At 62.9% G+C, this 17,751-nt stretch carries 16 protein-coding genes; 14 read left to right on the top strand and 2 right to left on the bottom strand.

All coding sequences use genetic code 11. The features are described from left to right. Positions 1-31 precede the first annotated feature (31 nt). The 8 genes from M2375_RS08890 (at position 32) to M2375_RS08855 (ending at position 9,378) form a co-directional block, all read left to right on the top strand. Positions 32-979, top strand: a complete 948-nt coding sequence (locus M2375_RS08890; RefSeq protein WP_259165260.1) for a LysR family transcriptional regulator — start codon at positions 32-34, stop codon at positions 977-979. Positions 980-1,041: 62 nt separating this feature from the next. Continuing rightward, positions 1,042-2,631 (top strand): ABC transporter ATP-binding protein, encoded by a 1,590-nt coding sequence (locus tag M2375_RS08885; protein ID WP_259165259.1) that lies wholly within the window; start codon positions 1,042-1,044, stop codon positions 2,629-2,631. Further along, positions 2,624-3,706: an ABC transporter permease gene (locus M2375_RS08880; protein WP_259165258.1), complete on the top strand. Its 1,083-nt coding sequence runs from the start codon at positions 2,624-2,626 to the stop codon at positions 3,704-3,706. The genes M2375_RS08885 and M2375_RS08880 overlap by 8 nt, the downstream gene beginning before the upstream one ends. Then, on the top strand, positions 3,706-4,626 hold the full coding sequence (locus M2375_RS08875) for an ABC transporter permease (protein WP_259165257.1): 921 nt from the start codon (positions 3,706-3,708) through the stop codon (positions 4,624-4,626). Before M2375_RS08880 ends, M2375_RS08875 begins: the two co-directional genes overlap by 1 nt. Positions 4,627-4,683: 57 nt before the next feature. Then, positions 4,684-5,832: a BMP family ABC transporter substrate-binding protein gene (locus tag M2375_RS08870; protein WP_259165256.1), complete on the top strand. Its 1,149-nt coding sequence runs from the start codon at positions 4,684-4,686 to the stop codon at positions 5,830-5,832. A gap of 213 nt (positions 5,833-6,045) precedes the next feature. Further along, entirely contained in the window at positions 6,046-7,194 is a 1,149-nt protein-coding gene (locus tag M2375_RS08865; protein WP_259165254.1) for a BMP family ABC transporter substrate-binding protein, read from the top strand. 149 nt (positions 7,195-7,343) lie between these two features. Further along, entirely contained in the window at positions 7,344-8,333 is a 990-nt protein-coding gene (locus M2375_RS08860; RefSeq protein WP_259165253.1) for an aromatic ring-hydroxylating dioxygenase subunit alpha, read from the top strand. A 1-nt stretch (position 8,334) separates the two neighbouring features. Further along, positions 8,335-9,378, top strand: a complete 1,044-nt coding sequence (locus M2375_RS08855; protein ID WP_259165252.1) for an adenosine deaminase — start codon at positions 8,335-8,337, stop codon at positions 9,376-9,378. A 64-nt stretch (positions 9,379-9,442) separates the two neighbouring features. Here the strand turns inward: M2375_RS08855 and M2375_RS08850 are convergent, their stop codons facing one another. Then, positions 9,443-9,907 carry an HIT family protein gene (locus M2375_RS08850; protein ID WP_259165250.1) on the bottom strand — a complete coding sequence of 155 codons (465 nt, stop codon included), beginning with the start codon at positions 9,905-9,907 and terminating at the stop codon, positions 9,443-9,445. Positions 9,908-10,193: 286 nt separating this feature from the next. Between M2375_RS08850 and guaD the strand changes: the two genes are divergently transcribed. From guaD to M2375_RS08830, 4 genes are all read left to right on the top strand, one after another. Then, positions 10,194-11,495, top strand: coding sequence for a guanine deaminase (guaD, locus tag M2375_RS08845; RefSeq protein ID WP_259165248.1), 1,302 nt, complete (start codon positions 10,194-10,196; stop codon positions 11,493-11,495). Positions 11,496-11,588: 93 nt separating this feature from the next. Then, positions 11,589-12,155 (top strand): dCTP deaminase, encoded by a 567-nt coding sequence (gene dcd / locus M2375_RS08840; RefSeq protein WP_259165246.1) that lies wholly within the window; start codon positions 11,589-11,591, stop codon positions 12,153-12,155. Between the two features lie 223 nt (positions 12,156-12,378). Beyond that, the gene (locus M2375_RS08835; protein WP_259165245.1) at positions 12,379-13,257 is read left to right on the top strand and encodes a neutral zinc metallopeptidase; all 879 of its coding nucleotides are present in this window, start codon (positions 12,379-12,381) and stop codon (positions 13,255-13,257) included. Positions 13,258-13,442: 185 nt separating this feature from the next. Further along, the gene (locus tag M2375_RS08830; protein WP_259165244.1) at positions 13,443-14,921 is read left to right on the top strand and encodes a DEAD/DEAH box helicase; all 1,479 of its coding nucleotides are present in this window, start codon (positions 13,443-13,445) and stop codon (positions 14,919-14,921) included. Positions 14,922-15,028: 107 nt separating this feature from the next. Here M2375_RS08830 and M2375_RS08825 read toward each other — a convergent pair whose 3' ends face one another. Further along, the gene (locus M2375_RS08825) at positions 15,029-15,871 is read right to left on the bottom strand and encodes a symmetrical bis(5'-nucleosyl)-tetraphosphatase (protein WP_259165243.1); all 843 of its coding nucleotides are present in this window, start codon (positions 15,869-15,871) and stop codon (positions 15,029-15,031) included. 26 nt (positions 15,872-15,897) lie between these two features. Between M2375_RS08825 and M2375_RS08820 the strand changes: the two genes are divergently transcribed. Together M2375_RS08820 and M2375_RS08815 are read left to right on the top strand one after the other, a co-directional pair. After that, positions 15,898-17,205, top strand: a complete 1,308-nt coding sequence (locus tag M2375_RS08820) for a hemolysin family protein (RefSeq protein ID WP_259165242.1) — start codon at positions 15,898-15,900, stop codon at positions 17,203-17,205. Between the two features lie 120 nt (positions 17,206-17,325). Beyond that, positions 17,326-17,613, top strand: coding sequence for an H-NS histone family protein (locus tag M2375_RS08815; RefSeq protein ID WP_259165241.1), 288 nt, complete (start codon positions 17,326-17,328; stop codon positions 17,611-17,613). Positions 17,614-17,751: the final 138 nt, after the last annotated feature.

Raw genomic sequence — 17,751 nt, 5'->3', positions numbered from 1 at the left:
AAGCTTGAATGTCCCCATTCAAAGCACCCGCATGCGCGACCAAGCCCTGTTTGACAAGATTGACCTGCACCTGATCCGGGTGTTGCACATGGTGCTGACCGAGCGCAGCGTCTCGCGTGCGGCCTTGCGTCTGGGCATGTACCAGCCGGCGGTGTCGGCGGCGCTCAAGCGCCTGCGCGATCTGGCCGGCGATCCCCTCCTGGTGCGCTCGGGCGCAGGCATGATGCCCACGGAGACGGGGCAGCGCATGATGGAGCCGGCAGCCGCCATCCTGCGCGCGGCTGAAGGCCTGTTCAGCGATGTGCGGGGTTTTGACCCGCAGACGGCCACCCGCACCTTTCGCATTGCGGCCAGCGATTATTTCGACCCGCTGTTTCTGCCCGCCCTGGTCGCACGCATCAAGGCCGAGGCCCCGCTGTGCGTGGTGGAGATCTACCCGCTCTCGTCCGAAACCCATTACCACGCGCAACTGGCCCATGGCGATATTGATGTGGTGGTGGGCAACTGGCTCCAGCCCACGGATGACTTGCACATGACCAGCCTGATGAGCGATGCGGTGGTAAGCATGGTCAGCCGCCGCCATCCGGCCGTGCGCCGGGGTTGGGATGCGGCCGCCTGGTTGCAGGCCGAGCACATTGCGCCCACGCCCACCCACCCGGGTGCGCGCGGCATCATCGATGCGCGGCTCGATGCGCTGGGGGTGCAGCGGCGCATCATGGCGCGCTGCGCGCATTTCAGCGCCATTCCGGCGATGGTGGCATCGAGCCTGCTTGTGCTGACCACGGGGCGCCAGTTTTGCGAGCGCTTTGTCGACAAGCTGGAGCTGGCCATTTTGGACTGCCCGCTGGAGCTGCCCCCGCTGGACTATTACCTGCTGTGGCATGCCCGCAGCCATGCCTCGGATGCCGCCATCTGGCTGCGCGCCTGCCTGAAAAAAACAGCGCTTTCTTTGCGCAGCCCCCTGGGCCCTTCGGTGTGAGTGCGTGCATCTTCGCGTTAAATGCCCGCCTCGGGTAACAATTTGAGGGACAATTGCCGCCCATGAAAGAACAGACCCCGACACCGACAACCGATGGCGATACGCCACGGTTACAGCTGATCGGTATCACCAAGCGTTACCCCGCTGTTGTAGCCAATAACAAAGTATCGTTGACGGTGCGCGCTGGCGAGATCCATGCGGTGCTGGGTGAGAACGGCGCGGGCAAATCCACCTTGATGAAGATCATCTACGGCTCGGTCAAACCCGATGAGGGGCAGATCCTGGTCGATGGGCAGCCCGCCCAGATCCGCAACCCCCAGGAAGCACGCCAGCTGGGCATCAGCATGGTGTTCCAGCATTTCAGCTTGTTTGATACCTTGACCGTGGCCGAGAACGTCTGGCTGGGCCAAAGCAAGAAGATGTCTTTGGCGCAAGTGACTGCTCGCATCCTGGAAGTGGCGGGCGAATATGGTCTGGAGATTGACCCCTTGCGCCCGGTGCACAGCCTCTCGGTCGGCGAGATGCAGCGGGTGGAGATCATCCGGGGGCTGTTGACGCGGCCGCGCCTGCTGATTCTCGATGAACCGACGTCCGTGCTTACTCCGCAGGCGGTCGAGAAGCTGTTTGTGGTGCTACGCCAGCTCGCGGCCGAAGGCTGCAGCATTCTCTACATCAGCCACAAGCTCCATGAAATCCGCGCGCTGTGCACGGCCTGCACCGTGGTGCGCGGCGGGCAGGTGACGGGCGAATGCGATCCGCGCGAGCACAGCAATGCCTCGCTGTCGCGCATGATGATTGGTGCCGAGCCGCCCCGCCTGGAGCTGCGGCCCAGCGAAGTGGGCGCTGCCGTACTGCAGGTGCAGCAGCTGCGCCTGGCGCGCCAAGACCCCTTTGGCATGGATTTGCAGGACATTGCGCTGCAGGTGCGCGCTGGCGAGGTGGTGGGTATTGCCGGGGTGTCGGGCAACGGCCAGCGGGAGTTGTTGTATGCGCTCTCTGGCGAAGACACGCGCGCCGAGCCGCAGATGGTGCTGGTGGACCAGACGCCGGTGGGCCGCATGGGCCCGGGCCAGCGTCGCGCGCTGGGCCTGCATTTTGTGCCCGAAGAGCGCTTGGGGCGTGGCGCAGTCCCCAGCATGAGCCTGGCGCACAACCTGGTGCTGACCCGCAACGAGATGCTGGGCACGGCCGGTTGGCTGCGCATGGGCCAGCTCGACCAGATGGCGCGCAGCATTATTGCGCGCTTTGGCGTCAAGGCCGGTGGGCCGCAGGCCACTGCCCAGTCGCTCTCGGGTGGCAACCTGCAGAAATTCATTGTCGGCCGCGAGATCGATGCCAAGCCCCGCTTGCTGATCGTCTCGCAGCCGACCTGGGGCGTGGATGTGGGCGCGGCCGCGCAGATCCGGGGCGAGATTCTGGCGCTGCGTGATGCGGGCTGCGCCGTGCTGGTGCTCAGCGAGGAGTTGGAAGAATTGTTTGAAATCAGCGACCGCCTGCATGTGATGGCCAAGGGGCGCCTGTCGCCTTCGGTGGCCCGGGCCGATGCCTCCGTGCAACTGATCGGCGAGTGGATGAGTGGCCTGTGGGAAGGGCGCAGCGCTGCTGCTGCTGCCAGGGCTTCGGTCGAGACGCAAGGGGCCCACCATGCTTAAGTTGGAGCAACGTCCCCAGGCCTCCCGTTTCTGGACCTTTGGCTCGCCGGTGCTGGCCTTGCTGATCACCGTGGTGATTGGCGTGGGCCTGTTTATGCTGCTGGGCAAGGACCCAGTCAAGGGCCTGCAGGCTTTCTTCTGGGAGCCCATCAAGTCGGCCTATGCGCTGGGTGAGCTGACGATGAAGGCCACGCCGCTGCTACTGATTGCGCTGGGCCTGGCGGTGTGCTTTCGCTCCAATGTCTGGAACATTGGCGCCGAAGGCCAGTTTGTCATAGGCGCGGTGGCTGCAGGCGGCATGGCCTTGCTGGCCGACAAGAACACTGGCCCCTGGATCATCCCCGTCATCTTGCTCGCCGGCATGCTCGGCGGCATGCTCTGGGCCGGCATCGTCGCCTGGCTGCGCGACCGCTTCAACGCCAATGAGATTTTGGTCAGCCTGATGCTGGTCTATGTGGCCACCTTGGTGCTGGGCTACCTGGTCTATGGCCCCTGGAAAGACCCGATGGGCTATAACTTTCCGCAGACCAAGAGCTTTGAGAAAGTCACCCAGATCCCCAAACTGGTGCAAGGCATGCGCATGAACATTGGCGTGCTGATTGCGCTGGCGGGCGCGGCCCTGCTGTGGGTCTACCTGTTCCGCACCCGTGCCGGCCTGGCCCAGCAGGTGGGCGGTTTGGCACCCTCGGCCGCCCGCTATGCCGGGTTCTCGTCACGCAAGGCGCTGTGGACGGCGTTGATGATCTCGGGCGCCACCGCCGGCCTGGCTGGCGCGCTCGAAGTCGCTGGCCCGCTGGGCCAGCTCACGCCCTATGTGCCCGCCGGCTATGGCTTTGCGGCCATCATCGTGGCCTTTGTCGGTCGCCTGCATCCCGTGGGCATGGTTTTTTCCGCCATTCTGATGAGCATGTTCTATATCGGTGGTGAGCTGGCGCAGTCGCGCCTGGGCTTGCCCAAGGCCTTGACGGGCGTTTTCCAGGGTTTGCTGCTGTTCACCTTGCTGGCTTGCGACACCTTGGTGGTGTACCGCTTGCGCTGGGTGGCATCGCGCACCGCAGTGAAGGGAGGCCTGTGATGGAATCCTATGCACTGCTTTTGGGCGCCACCCTGAGCGCTGGCACCGTGTTGGCGCTGGCCGCTTTGGGCCTGCTGATCAATGAGAAGGCGGGCATCGTCAATCTGGGGGCAGAGGGCATGATGCTGTGCGCAGCGATTGCCGGTTTTGCCACCGTGGTGCATACCGGCAGCACCTGGCTGGGTTTTGGCGCGGGCATGCTGGCGGGCGCTGTGCTGGCCGCCATATTCGGCGTGCTGGTGATCTGGCTCAATACCAACCAGTACGCCACGGGGCTGGCGCTGTCGCTGTTCGGCGCGGGTTTCTCAGCCTTTGTCGGTCTGTCCTATGTGCAGGCCAAGCTGCCCAGCCTGCCCAAGTACGCCATCCCTGGCCTGGTGGATATTCCGCTGCTGGGCCCGGCTCTGTTTAGCTTGCATCCGCTGGTCTATGCGGCCATGGTGCTGGTGCTGGTGATGATGTGGTTCCTCTACCGCACCCGCGCTGGCCTGGTGTTGCGTGCCGTGGGTGAATCACCCAGCTCGGCCCATGCGCTGGGCTACCCGGTGCGCCGCATCCGCCTGATGGCGGTGGTGTTTGGTGGCGCGATGTGCGGCCTGGCCGGCGCCTATATCTCGACGGTCTACACGCCGCTGTGGGTGGAAGGCATGGTCTCGGGCCGGGGCTGGATTGCGCTGGCGCTGACCACCTTTGCCACCTGGCGGCCTGCGCGTGTGCTGCTGGGCGCCTACCTGTTTGGCGGCGTGACCATGCTGCAGTTCCACCTGCAGGCCAGCGGCGTGCAACTGGCCAGCCAACTGCTGTCCATGCTGCCTTACCTGGCCACCATCGTGGTGCTGGTGCTGATATCGCGCAATCCGGCCTGGATCCGCGCCAATATGCCTGCCTCTTTGGGCAAGCCGTTCTACCCGGGGTCATAACAACGATGACAGCGACCCGATTTTCGTCCGTTCTTCATAAAAACCAAGGATTCATCCATGCAAACCATGCGCAAACGCTCTGTGATCAAGCTGATCGGCCTGTCGGCCCTGTCGTTGGCGGCGCTGTCCGCCTGCGGCAAGAAGGAAGAGCCAGCAGCCCCGGCCGCACCAGCACCGGCAGCAGCGGCGCCTGCCGCCGACAAGCTCAAGGTCAGCTTCATGTATGTCAGCCCCATCGGCGACGGCGGCTGGACCTTCCAGCACGAGCTGGCCCGCAAGGCGATTGCGCAGAAATTTGGCGACAAGATCGAGACCTCCATGGTCGAGAGCGTGCCCGAATCGGCCGATGCCGAGCGTGTGCTGCGCGACATGGCAGGCCAGGGCAACAAGCTGGTGTTTGCCACCAGCTTTGGCTACCAGGAGTTTGTGCAGAAGGCGGCGGCGGACCTGAAAGATGTGAAGTTCGAGCATGCCACCGGCTACAAGCAGGCGGACAACGTCGCGGTCTACGACACCAAGACCTTTGAAGGCGCGTATCTGGCAGGTATCGTGGCCGGCGCCATGACCAAGACCAAGACGGTCGGTGTGGTGGCTTCGGTGCCGATCCCTGAGGTGGTGCGCAATATCAACAGCTTTGTGCTGGGGGCGCAAAGCGTGGACCCGAGCATCCAGGCCAAGGTGGTTTGGGTGAACGAGTGGTTTGCACCACCCAAGGAATCGGAAGCGGCCACCAGCCTGATCAACGGCGGCGTGGATGTGATGTACCAGAACACCAACTCGCCCGCCGTGCTGAAGACCGCAGAAGAGCGCGGCGTCTATGCCTTTGGAAAAGACGGCGACATGAGCGCCTTCGCACCCAAGGCCCACCTGGGCTCGGCTGTGATCGACTGGACGCCTTACTACAGCAAGGTGGTGGAAGACACGCTGGCCGGCCAATGGCAGACGGGCAACTTCTGGTGGGGTGTGAAGGAAGGCGCGATGGACCTGGTCAAGATCGCCGACCAGGTGCCCCAGGAGATCAAGGACAAGGTTGCCAAGGCCAAGTCCGGCATGAAGGACGGCAGCTTTGCCGTATGGACCGGCCCGATCCAGGACAACAAGGGCCAGGAAGTGCTGGCCAGCGGCACGGTGGGCGATGACGCCTTCCTGCGCGGCATCAACTTCTATGTCAAGGGCATCGAAGGGGCGGTGCCTGGCGCCAAGTAAGCGCCTGGCATGCTTGCGCCAGCGGCCCGGCATCTGCCTTGGGGTGGGTGCCCGGCTGCTGGCCCATAAACAACGGTGCAGCGCGGCGGCTTGGGCTGCACCTGGAACCTGGCCCGATTTATGCATATATTGGCCGGGCGATGTTCCACCCGCTGCAGGGCTGCGTCGCGGCATGCATGGCTCGACATTCCAACAACATTCGAGGACACACTGATGACTGATTTCCGTAAGCGTTCGTTGATCAAGCTTGCCGCACTGTCGGCACTGGCCGCTGCTGCTGTCGTAGGCTGCAGCAAGAAGGAAGAGGCGCCCGCGCCTGCACCCGCTGCTGCCCCGGCCGCCGCCGCCCCAGCGGCTGATCCGCTGAAGATTGCCTTTGCCTACGTAGGCCCTGTGGGTGACGGCGGTTGGACCTTTGCGCATGACCAGGCGCGCAAGGCGCTGGAGAAGGAATTTGGCGACAAGATCCAGACCAGCTTTGTCGAAAGCGTGCCCGAAGGCGCGGACGCCGAACGCGTGCTGCGCGACATGGCCACCCAGGGCAACAAGCTGGTGTTTGGCACCACCTTTGGCTACATGGATGTGATCCAGAAGCTGGCGCCCGAGTTTGCCGATATCAAATGGGAACACGCCACGGGCTACAAGGTGGCCGGCAATGTCAGCACCTATGACAGCCGCACCTACGAAGGCGCCTACCTGGCCGGCATCATCGCCGGCGCGATGACCAAATCGAACACGCTGGGCGTGGTGGGCTCGGTACCTATCCCCGAGGTGATCCGCAACATCAACAGCTTCACCCTGGGTGCGCAAAGCGTGAACCCCAAGATCAGCACCAAGGTGGTCTGGGTCAATGAGTGGTTCAGCCCACCGAAGGAAACCGAAGCGGCCACCAGCCTGATCAATGGCGGCGCGGACATTCTGTTCCAGAACACCGATTCGCCGGCCGTGCTGAAGACCGCCGAAGAAAAAGGCAAGCGCGCCTTTGGCTGGGACTCGGACATGACCGCCTACGGCCCCAAGGCCCACCTGGGATCGGCCATCATCAACTGGGCGCCGTACTACATCGACACCACCCGCAACGCGCTGGAAGGCAAGTGGACCAGCCGCCAGACCTGGTGGGGCGTGAAGGAAGGCACCATTGATCTGGTGTCCATGGCTGACGATGTGCCTGCCGAGACCAAGGCCAAGGTTGAAGAAGTCAAGAAGGGCCTCAAGGACGGTACGTTCAGCATCTGGAAGGGCCCCATCCTGGGCCAGGACGGCCAGGAAATCCTGGCTGCCGACAAGGTCGCCGATGACGAATTCCTCAAGGGCGTGAGCTTCTACGTCAAGGGCGTGGAAGGCAAGGTTCCCGGCAAGTGATGTGCGGGCGTAGCGCCCGAGGTTCGACGCCCGACGTGTGACGCCCCATCTAAACGCGAGTGGCAGCGGTGCTTTTGGCTCCGGTGCTAACATCTCGCTCAAGGCTGCCCCAGGGCAGCCTTGTCATTTATACAAAGAGATTTCCCCCGATGATCGAAGCCCAACAATGGCACCCGGTTGCCTTGTCTGATGGGGTGGTGGATTCCCCGCTGCCTGTTCGCTTGCTGGACCAGGAGCTGGTGCTGTGGCGCGATGCGCTCGGCCAGGTGCAGGCCTTTGTGGACCGCTGTCCGCACCGCGGTGCCCGCCTGTCGCTGGGCCGCGTGCAGGATGGCCAGCTGGAGTGCCCCTACCATGGCTGGCAATTCGCCAGTGGCGGCCAGTGCGTGAAGGTGCCGGCCGTGCCTGCCTTTGTGCCGCCTGCCAAGCACTGTGTGGCCTCCTATGGCGTGCAGGAGGCCTATGGCCTGGTGTGGGTGCAGCTGGCGCCGGCGGCAGATGGCCAGGCCCCTGTGCCTTTGCCGGTGTTCGAGGCCGAGGCCGATGCCCGCCTGCGCAAGCTCAACTGCGGCCCCTATGATGTGGAGGCCAGCGCGCCCCGCATCATCGAGAACTTTCTCGACATGTCGCATTTTGGCTTTGTGCACGAGGGCTGGCTGGGCAGCCGCGATGCGACCGAGATGTCCCACTACGAGGTGGAGACCACGGCAACAGGCGTGAAGGCCACCGGTTGCAAGGCGATCCAGCCCCAGTCCAATCTGCACTCCACCAAGCCCGCCGAAGTGGACTACAGCTACGAGGTGACGGCCCCGTATACCGCCTTGCTGACCAAGGTGCCCGAGAGCGGCAGCAGCAAGCAAGGCTGGCGCGAGTCGATTGGCCTGTTTGTCTGCCCGGTCAGCCCGGGGCGCAGCCGCGTCTGGTTCCGCCTGGCGGTGGCGGATTTCGACAGCACGGATGCGCAGCTGCAGCAGTTTCAGCATACGATCTTCACCCAGGACCAGCCGGTGCTGGAGTCCCAGATGCCCAAGCCTTTGCCGCTCGATGCCAAGGCCGAGCTGAACTCACCGGCCGACCGCATGTCGGTGGCCTACCGCCGCTACCTCAAGGCCAGCGGCGTCACTTTTGGAGTGTGTTGAGATGTACACCGTCCCACAAATTGAAGCGGCCCGCCTGCCGGGCCTGCTGCGCGCCATGCCCAAGGCTGAGCTGCATATGCACATCGAAGGCTCGCTGGAGCCCGAGCTGATCTTTGCGCTGGCCCAGCGCAACGGCCTGGCCTTGCCCTATGCCGATGTCGAGAGCCTGCGCGCCGCCTACGCGTTTACCAACCTGCAGAGCTTTCTCGATATCTACTACGCGGGCGCCAGTGTCTTGCTGACTGAGCAGGATTTTTACGACATGGCCATGGCCTACCTGGAGCGGGCCGTGGCCGACAATGTCGTGCACACCGAGATCTTCTTTGACCCGCAGACCCACACCGCCCGTGGCGTGGCGATGGCGCATGTCATCCTCGGTTTGCACAAGGCCTGTGTGGCGGCGGAAAAGCGCTGGGGCATCAGCGCGCAGCTGATTCTGAATTTTCTGCGCCACCTGAGCGAAGAAGAGGCGCTGCAGACTTTGGAAGAGGCCTTGCCGTACCGCGCCTACTTCAGTGGCGTGGGCCTGGACAGCAGCGAAGTCGGCAACCCACCAGAGAAATTTGCCCGCGTTTTTGCGCGCTGCAAGGACCTGGGCCTGCGCCGCGTGGCCCATGCCGGTGAAGAAGGGCCACCGGCCTATATCTGGGGTGCGCTGGATGTGTTGCACGCCGAGCGCGTCGACCATGGCGTGCAGGCGGTGCATGATGCGGCCTTGATGCAGCGGCTCAAGGACGAGCGCATTCCGCTCACGGTCTGCCCGCTGTCCAACCAGAAGTTGCAGGTCTTCCCCGACCTGGCCGACCACAATATGCCGCAGCTGCTGGCGGCCGGTTTGGTGGCCACGGTCAACTCCGATGACCCGGCCTATTTTGGCGGCTACATCAACGACAACTTTGTGCAGTTGTTTGCCGCTACGGGCATGGGCTCGGACCAGGCCTACCAGCTGGCTGCCAACAGTTTTGAAGCCAGTTTTGTGCCGCAAAGCCGCAAGCAGGCCTGGCTGGGGCAGCTGCAGCTGGCGTTTGCTGAAGCGTCACGTTAAACCGAAACGCTGAAGCAACAAGGGCGCCAAAAGGCGCCCTTGTTGTTGGCGGGTAGAGGGGGTCTCAAGCCGCTGCAGGCACCGATCCTGACAGCATCGCATTGCGCAGTTGCAGCGCATAGCCCTCCAGCACCGCACCGCCGGGCTCCTTGCGCGGCCAGCTGAAGGTGACGCCATCGTCGGCATGGCGGGGCACCACATGCAGATGGAAGTGCGCCACGGTCTGGCCGCCTTCCACACCATTGGCCTGCAACAGGGTCAGGCCTGCGGGTTCAAACGCGATCTTGGCGGCGAGGGCCACCTTGCGCGCGGTCTGCATCACGGCGGCCGATTCCTGGTCGGTGATCTCGAAGATATTGGCCGCATGGCGCTTGGTTGCGACCAGCACATGGCCAGGGTTGACCTGGCCCAGGTCCATAAAGGCGATGGTCAGTGCATCCTCATACACCTTGGCCGACGGGATATCGCCTTGCACCAATCGGCAGAAAATGCAGACACCAGCGGGCGACGGATCAACAAAATGCGGCATGGGCCAAGCCTCCTCCTTAGCAATCGCAGCGGGCCCTTGCATGTGCAGTGCCGCTGCCAGTGGGTGTAAACGGGTTTAACCAACAGGTAAAACAAACACTATAGACCGCAGAGATGACGCCATCCAGCATCTGGCGCTGGGGTTTTCCCTGGTTAACCTTTGCGCTTTTCTCACCGGCCAAACGTCGCCACAGGGCCATGGCGTCGGCTGCGATGGGCGCTGCCGCATAGAAACTATTGCTGCACCCATATAAGCCGTGCCCCGGGCAGGCGCTAAGCTTGGCGCCATGCATATATACCGATCCGCTCTGTTGCGTTTTGCCGATGACGGCAGCGCCCTGTATGACGAAGATGGCCTGCTGGCCACCGCCCCGGATGCCGATGGCCGCGAGCGCGTACTGGCCGCCGGCAGCTGGCAGGCGCTGTCTGCGCAGGTCCTGGCCCAGGCGGGCGCGGATGCGGTGGTGCAGCACTTGCCCGGGCGCATGCTGGCACCGGGTTTTGTGGACATGCACATCCACTACCCGCAGACCGATGTGATCGGCTCGCCGGCCAGCGGCTTGCTGCCCTGGCTCAATGACTACACCTTTCCCCATGAGTCGCGCTTTGTCGATGCCGGCTATGCCGCTGGGGTGGCGCAGTTCTTTGTCGATGAGCTGCTGCGCAATGGCGTGACCACGGCGCTGACATTTGCGACCTCGCACCCAGCATCGGCCGATGCGCTGTTTGCCGAGGCGCAAAAGCGCCAAATGCGGCTGATGACCGGCAAGGTGCTGCAAGACCGCCATTCCCCCGATGGTGTGCGCGACGAGACCGAGCAAAGCCTCATCGACACCGAAGCGCTGATCCGCCGCTGGCATGGCGTGGACCGCCTGGGTTATGCGATCACGCCACGTTTTGCCCCCACCAGCACCGAGGCCCAACTGCGCGGTGCGGGCGAGCTGGCCGCGCGCTACAGCGATGTCTGGATCCAGTCGCATGTGGCGGAGAACCTGGACGAGATTGCCTGGGTGCGCGAACTGTTCCCTGACAGCCGCAGCTACCTGCAAGTCTATGCCGACCGGGGGCTGATGCGCGAGCGCGCCGTCTACGCCCACTGCATCCACCTGGATGACCGTGACCGTGCGCTGATGCACGAGACCGGCACGGCCGCGGCCATCAGCCCGACCAGCAATCTGTTTTTGGCCAGCGGCTTTTTTGACTACGCCAGGGCGGACGCCGCGCAGATGCTGTACGGCCTGGCCAGCGATGTGGGCGGCGGCACGAGCTTCAGCCCGTTTCGCACCATGCTGGCTGCCTATTTTGTGGGGCGAGAGGGGCGGGACAAGGCGGGGTTGTCGTTGGCGCCCAGCCATCTGTGGTGGCAGCACACGGCCGGGGCAGCGCAGGCCTTGGGGCTGGCGGGTGTGGTGGGCAACCTGCAGCCCGGCTGCGAGGCGGATTTTGTCGTCATCAACCCGCAAGCGACGCCCTTGATAGCCCGCAAGACGGCCCAGGCGCGCAATCTGGACGAGTTGCTGTTCAGCCTGATTGTGCTGGGCGATGACCGCCTGATCGAGCGCAGCCATATCGCGCAGACGGCGGGCTGAGACGGGCGCGCAACGGCGGGCCCGGGGCGAGCAGGGATGCTGCTGTCCAATGGCAAGCCATTGGCTACAATGCCGCCTAGGAGTTTTTCAGACATGAGCATTCAAAGCGACAAGTGGATTCGCCGCATGGCGGAACAGCACGGCATGATCGAGCCGTTCGAGCCCGGCCAGGTGCGCCAGGTCGATGGCAAGAAGATCATCAGCTACGGCACCTCCAGCTATGGCTACGACATCCGTTGCGCGCGGGAGTTCAAGGTCTTCACCAACATCCACAGCACCGTGGTGGACCCCAAGAATTTCGACGAAAAAAGCTTTGTCGACTTCGAAGGCGATTACTGCATCATCCCGCCCAACAGCTTTGCGCTGGCCCGCACGGTCGAGTACTTCCGCATCCCGCGCGATGTGCTGACCGTCTGCCTGGGCAAGAGCACCTATGCGCGCTGCGGCATCATCGTCAATGTGACGCCGTTTGAGCCCGAGTGGGAAGGCTATGTGACCTTGGAGTTCTCCAACACCACGCCGCTGCCCGCCAAGATCTATGCGGGCGAAGGCTGCGCGCAGGTGCTGTTCCTGCGGGGCGATGAGCCCTGTGAGGTGAGCTACAAGGACCGCAATGGCAAGTACCAAGGCCAGCACGGTGTGACCTTGCCAAGGGCCTGAACACGCCGTGCCCTGCCATCCAGCCACTCCCTTTTTGGAGTGGCTTTTTTACAGGGCCTGCGCAGATTGGGCCAGGGTTTTGCAAATTTTCTTCAATGGAGGCGCTGCGGGCAGATTTTCTGCCAGCTCGGGAGCCGGTCTTACGGCCTGGACCACCCCAAATGCGCTACTGTAGGCGGATCAATAACAGAGGTGGTGCCAGCGCACTGCAAGGAGAGCGACCATGAAATGGGAAGGCAACCGCGAATCGAACAATGTGGAAGACCGCCGCGGCAGTGGTGGAGGCGGCGGTGGGGGCTTTGGCCTGGGCGGGCGCAGCATCGGCATTGGCACGGTGGTGCTGGCGCTGATTGGCTGGGGCGTGTTTGGCATCAACCCGCTGACCACCATTGGTGTGCTCTCGGGCAGCGGCTCGCCAGCACCCACGCAACAAGGCCCGGCCAAGGCGCCGCCCTCCAATGATGCGGGGGCCAAGTTTGTCTCCACGGTGTTGGCATCGACTGAAGATGTGTGGACAGATATTTTCACCAAAGGCGGTGCCCAGTACCGCGCGCCACGCCTGGTGCTGTTCACCGGGGTCACGCGCACGGCCTGCGGCACGGGGCAGTCGGCGATGGGGCCGTTCTACTGCCCAGGTGACCAGAAGGTCTATCTGGACATGGATTTCTTCAACACCATGAGCCGCCAGTTGGGTGCGCCGGGCGAGTTTGCGCGGGCCTATGTGGTGGCCCATGAAGTGGGCCACCATGTGCAGAATCTGCTGGGCATCTCGGGCAAGGTGGACGGCATGCGCGGCCGCATCAGTGAGCGCGAGCAAAACGCGTTGTCGGTGCGTCTGGAGCTGCAGGCCGACTGCTATGCCGGCATCTGGGCCAACCATTCGCAGCAGGCCAAGAGCTGGCTGGAGCAGGGCGATATCGAATCGGCCGTGAATGCCGCCCAGCAGATTGGTGACGACAAGCTCCAGCGCGAATCCACAGGCACGGTGCGTCCCGACAGCTTCACCCATGGCTCCAGCGCCCAGCGTGTGCGCTGGTTCACGCAGGGCTACAAGACCGGTAGCGTCCAGTCCTGCGATACCTTCCAGGCGGGCAGCCTGTAATGCACTGGGCCCAGCCCGCAAAAACCGGGTTGGGCCCCGCTGCTGCAACACCCCGCTGTGCTGACGCTGGCGCCGGTTTTTACGCTGGCCTGCCAGCATTTGCAGTCGCGCGGGGCGAATCCGTAAGGCAAGACAGGGTTAAGCCAAGCACCGATTTGTTGGCAGTGCGACAATAGGGGGCTTACATGACAAATTCCTTTTCCAACCTTCATCTGGCCGAGCCCTTGGCCAAAGCCATCTCCGAGATGGGCTACGCATCCATGACGCCAATTCAGGCACAGGCAATCCCTGTGGTTCTGACTGGCAAAGACGTCATGGGCGCCGCACAAACGGGGACCGGCAAGACAGCTGCTTTCTCATTGCCGCTGCTGCAGCGGATGATGGAGCACGAAAACAGCTCTGCCTCACCTGCACGCCACCCAGTGCGCGCGCTGGTGCTGCTGCCCACCCGGGAGCTAGCCGACCAGGTCGCCCAGCAGATTGCCCAGTTTGCCAAACACACCAAGCTGCGCAGCACGGTGGTGTTTGGTGGCATGGACATGAAGCCCCAGACCCTGGCGCTGAAAAAGGGCGTGGAAATTCTGGTGGCCACCCCCGGCCGCCTTTTGGACCACATCGAGGCCAAGACGGCAGTGCTCAACCAGGTGGAGTACGTGGTGCTCGACGAGGCAGATCGCATGCTCGATATCGGCTTCCTGCCGGATCTGCAGCGCATCCTGTCCTACCTGCCCAAGAAACGTACGACCTTGCTGTTCTCGGCCACGTTCTCTCCGGAGATCAAACGCCTGGCTGGCAGCTATCTGCAAGACCCGGTCACGATCGAGGTGGCACGCCCCAACGAGACGGCTTCCACGGTGGAGCAGCGCTTTTACAGCGCCTCCGACGATGACAAGCGCCGCGTGTTGACCAAGGTGCTGCGCGATCGCCAGATCCGCCAGGCCTTTGTGTTTGTCAACAGCAAGCTCGGCTGCTCGCGCCTGGCCCGCACCCTGGAGCGCGAAGGCCTGCGTGCCGCTGCGCTGCACGGCGACAAGAGCCAGGACGAGCGCCTCAAGGCGCTCGAAGCCTTCAAGCAAGGCGAAGTCGACCTGCTGGTCTGCACCGACGTGGCCGCCCGTGGCCTGGACATCAAGGATGTGCCGGCGGTCTTCAACTTCGATGTGCCCTTCAATGCCGAAGACTATGTGCACCGCATTGGCCGTACCGGCCGTGCGGGCGCATCGGGCTTGGCGGTCACCTTGGTCTCGCACGCCGATGCCCGCCATGTGTCGGACATCGAAAAGCTGATCAAGAAGAAAATCGAGGTGGAGCCTTTTGCGCTGGAAGAACACCAGCGCGAGCGCCTCAATGATGGCAACCGTGAGCGCCGCGAGCGTGAAGCCGGCCGTGAGCGCGAAGCCGGCCGTGAGCGCGAAAGCAGCAGCCGCGAGCCGCGTGGCCGTGACCGCCGCGCCCGTGACGAGGAGCCGCAGGACCGCCGCGAGCGCTACCGCCCGGCACCCGTCTCCCGCGATCCGTTCTTTGACAAGCCCTATGAGCCCAAGGCCGCCGAGCCTGCAGCCTGGGATGCCAGCGCCAAGCCGGCGCCCACACGGGGCGCGGCAAGCACCAAGACGCGCCGCAAAGTAGCAGCGCTGTTCAAGCCCTCGCCAGCCTCCGAGTAATCGCACCAGCAATGGCCATCCAGGCCTCAGCCTTTTGGGCTGGGGCCTTTTTCATGGGCGATGCGCAGAATTGGGCCCCTGGCGGCACAAGCCCATCGTTGAGAGGGCTAGCCGGGTTGCTGGGCTTGCTCGCAGTCGACATGGATCAGTTCGCGCTCCGCGAGGCTGCTGCCAAAGCGCACGGCCGTTAGGCAGCCGCCCCAGACGCAGCCGGTATCCAGCGCGAGCAAATGCGGGCGGTTGAGATCGCCCAAGGTGGACCAGTGGCCAAAGGCGATGGTGGTGTTCGCCGTTGCGCGGCCCGGCAGGTCAAACCAGGCGGTCAGGCCTTCGGGGGCATCGGCCAGGCTTTCGGTGCTGTCAAAGTCCAGGCTGCCATCGGCTTGGCAAAAGCGCATGCGGGTGAGCACATTGGTAATCATCCGCAGCCGCTCCATGCCCACCAGCTGCGCATCCCACTGCGCCGGGGTGTTGCCATACATAGCCTGCAAGAATGCGCCCAGCTCGCTGCTGCGCAGCACATCCTGCACTTCGGCGGCATAGCGCAGCGTGGCGGCCATGTCCCAGCTTTGGTGGACGCCGGCATGCACCATCAGCAGCTGCTCAGCCCCCAGCGCATGGCTGCGTGCCAGCGGCTGCTGGCGTACCCATTCCAAAAGCTGCGCCGCATCAGGCGCTTGCAGCACTTCGAGCAAGGTATCGCGCCGGGAGAACTTGCGCCTGCCATGTGCGGCAGCCAGCAGGTGCAGGTCGTGGTTGCCCAGGATGACCTGGATACCGCCATCGGCCGCCATGCAGCGCCTCAGGGTCTGGGCCGAGTCGGGGCCCCGGTTGACCAGATCGCCCAAAAGATAGACGGTGTCGCGGCTGGGCGAGAAGTCGATCTTGGCCAGCAAGCGCTCCAAAGCGCCATCGCATCCTTGGATATCGCCGATACAGTAAAGTGACATGCTTGTAGAACTACCTGTGAACTATTTTGTTAGACGTACTTTTGATCGCCCTATTGACCTTGCTTAATGGGGTCTTTGCCATGTCCGAGCTGGCATTGGCCAGCAGCCGCAAATCCCGTTTGCTGGCCATGGCCGAAAGTGGCGACAAGGGCGCCAAAGCGGCGCTGGATCTGCTCAGCAATCCTACCCAATTTCTGTCGTCGATTCAGGTCGGTATCACCTCGATTGGCATGCTCAACGGTATTTTTGGCGAAGCGGCTTTCAGCGATGGCGTGGCGCAATGGCTGATGGGCTGGGGTATGCCCGTGTCAGCAGCGCCCATTGTTGCGACCACGGCGGTGATCATGGTTATCACCTTCATGACCATTGTGTTTGGCGAGCTGGTGCCCAAGCGCATTGGCCAGATGTACCCGGAAGCTTCCTCGCGCATCATCGCGCTGCCTTTGACTTGGGTCTCGAGAATTGCCAAGCCCTTTGTCTGGTTGCTGGCGATCTCCGCCCAGGGCGTTCTCAAACTGCTGCGCATCAAGGATGAATCAGACCGGGCGATGACCGAAGAAGAGATTGTGGCCAGCCTTGACGAAGGCCGGGATGCCGGCGTGATCGAGCACCACGAGCACCAGATGGTGCAAAACGTGTTCCACCTGGATGACCGCCCCCTTATCTCGATGATGGTGCCGCGCGGAGATGTGGAGTGGCTCGATGCCAATCTGACAGTGGCGCAGGCTTTGCATGAGGTGCGTGCCTCCAGTGGCAAGGGCGCGCATTCCTGGTACCCCGTTTGCCGAGATTCGCTGGACAACGTGGTAGGCCTCGTCGGTGTGGCCCAGCTGCTCGATGTGGTCGATACCCAGCATACCCCGATCTCGCGGGTGGCGATCGCCGCCAGCTATGTGCCCGAGACCTTGAGCGGCTTCGAACTGCTGGAGCAATTCCGCGCCCGTGCCGGTCGCATGATATTTGTGGTCGATGAGTATGGCGTGGTCCAGGGCATCATCACGCCGCGTGATGTGCTCGAAGCGATTACCGGCGAGCTCAAGCCCGGTGCGGCCAGCGAAGCCTGGGCGGTTCAGAACGACGACGGATCCTGGTATCTGGACGGTTTGATGCCGGTGTCCGAGTTGAAAGCACGCCTGGAAATCAAAGAGCTGCCCGATGAGGACAAGGGGCGCTATAACACGCTGGCCGGTATGTTGATGGCCGAGTCCGGCCATCTGCCGCCCTTGGGTGAAAAGATTTATTGTGCCGGCTGGGTATTTGAGGTGTTGGCGCTGGAGGGCAAGCGGGTGGACAAAGTAATCGCAAGGCTGGATGCCCTGTCGTTTGATTACTAAAGGTTACACAGTATTGGCGAAAATTTACAGTGTCTTTAAATACAAAGATGTGTGGGCTCACTCGGTTATTGCATTTTTAGGTATACTGCAGACGTTAACCGAATTGAATGGATATTAAACATGCCTACTTTGAAGGAACTCGACGCCCAACTGGCGGCTCTGCAACTGCAGCGTGAAGAGGTTCGTCGAAACGAACTGAAATCTGCTGTGGATCAGGTGCGCAAGCTGGTGACCGATTACGGTCTGACCGAACAGGACGTGTTTCCTCCTGCACGTGGACGCTCTGCCTCGGCAGGCTCCAAGGTGGCACCAAAGTACCGTGACCCCGCGACCGGCGCTACCTGGACCGGCCGTGGCAAGGCACCTAAGTGGATCGAAGGCCAAGATCGCAACAAGTTTGCGATTTAAGTTGGGCTTCCTTCAAAGAGAACCTGCTTCGGCAGGTTTTTTTTCGTTGCGGCATCAACTTATACGCGCGGTCTATTTAGAAATAGATTGAAATCTTCTTCTTTTCTCCTATTTTGAGGCGGCCGGATTGTCGCAGGT

The sequence above is a fragment of the Comamonas sp. BIGb0152 genome (assembly GCF_024809975.1).
Lineage (GTDB): Bacteria > Pseudomonadota > Gammaproteobacteria > Burkholderiales > Burkholderiaceae_C > Comamonas.
This window is presented reverse-complemented; position numbering and strand designations above follow the sequence as displayed.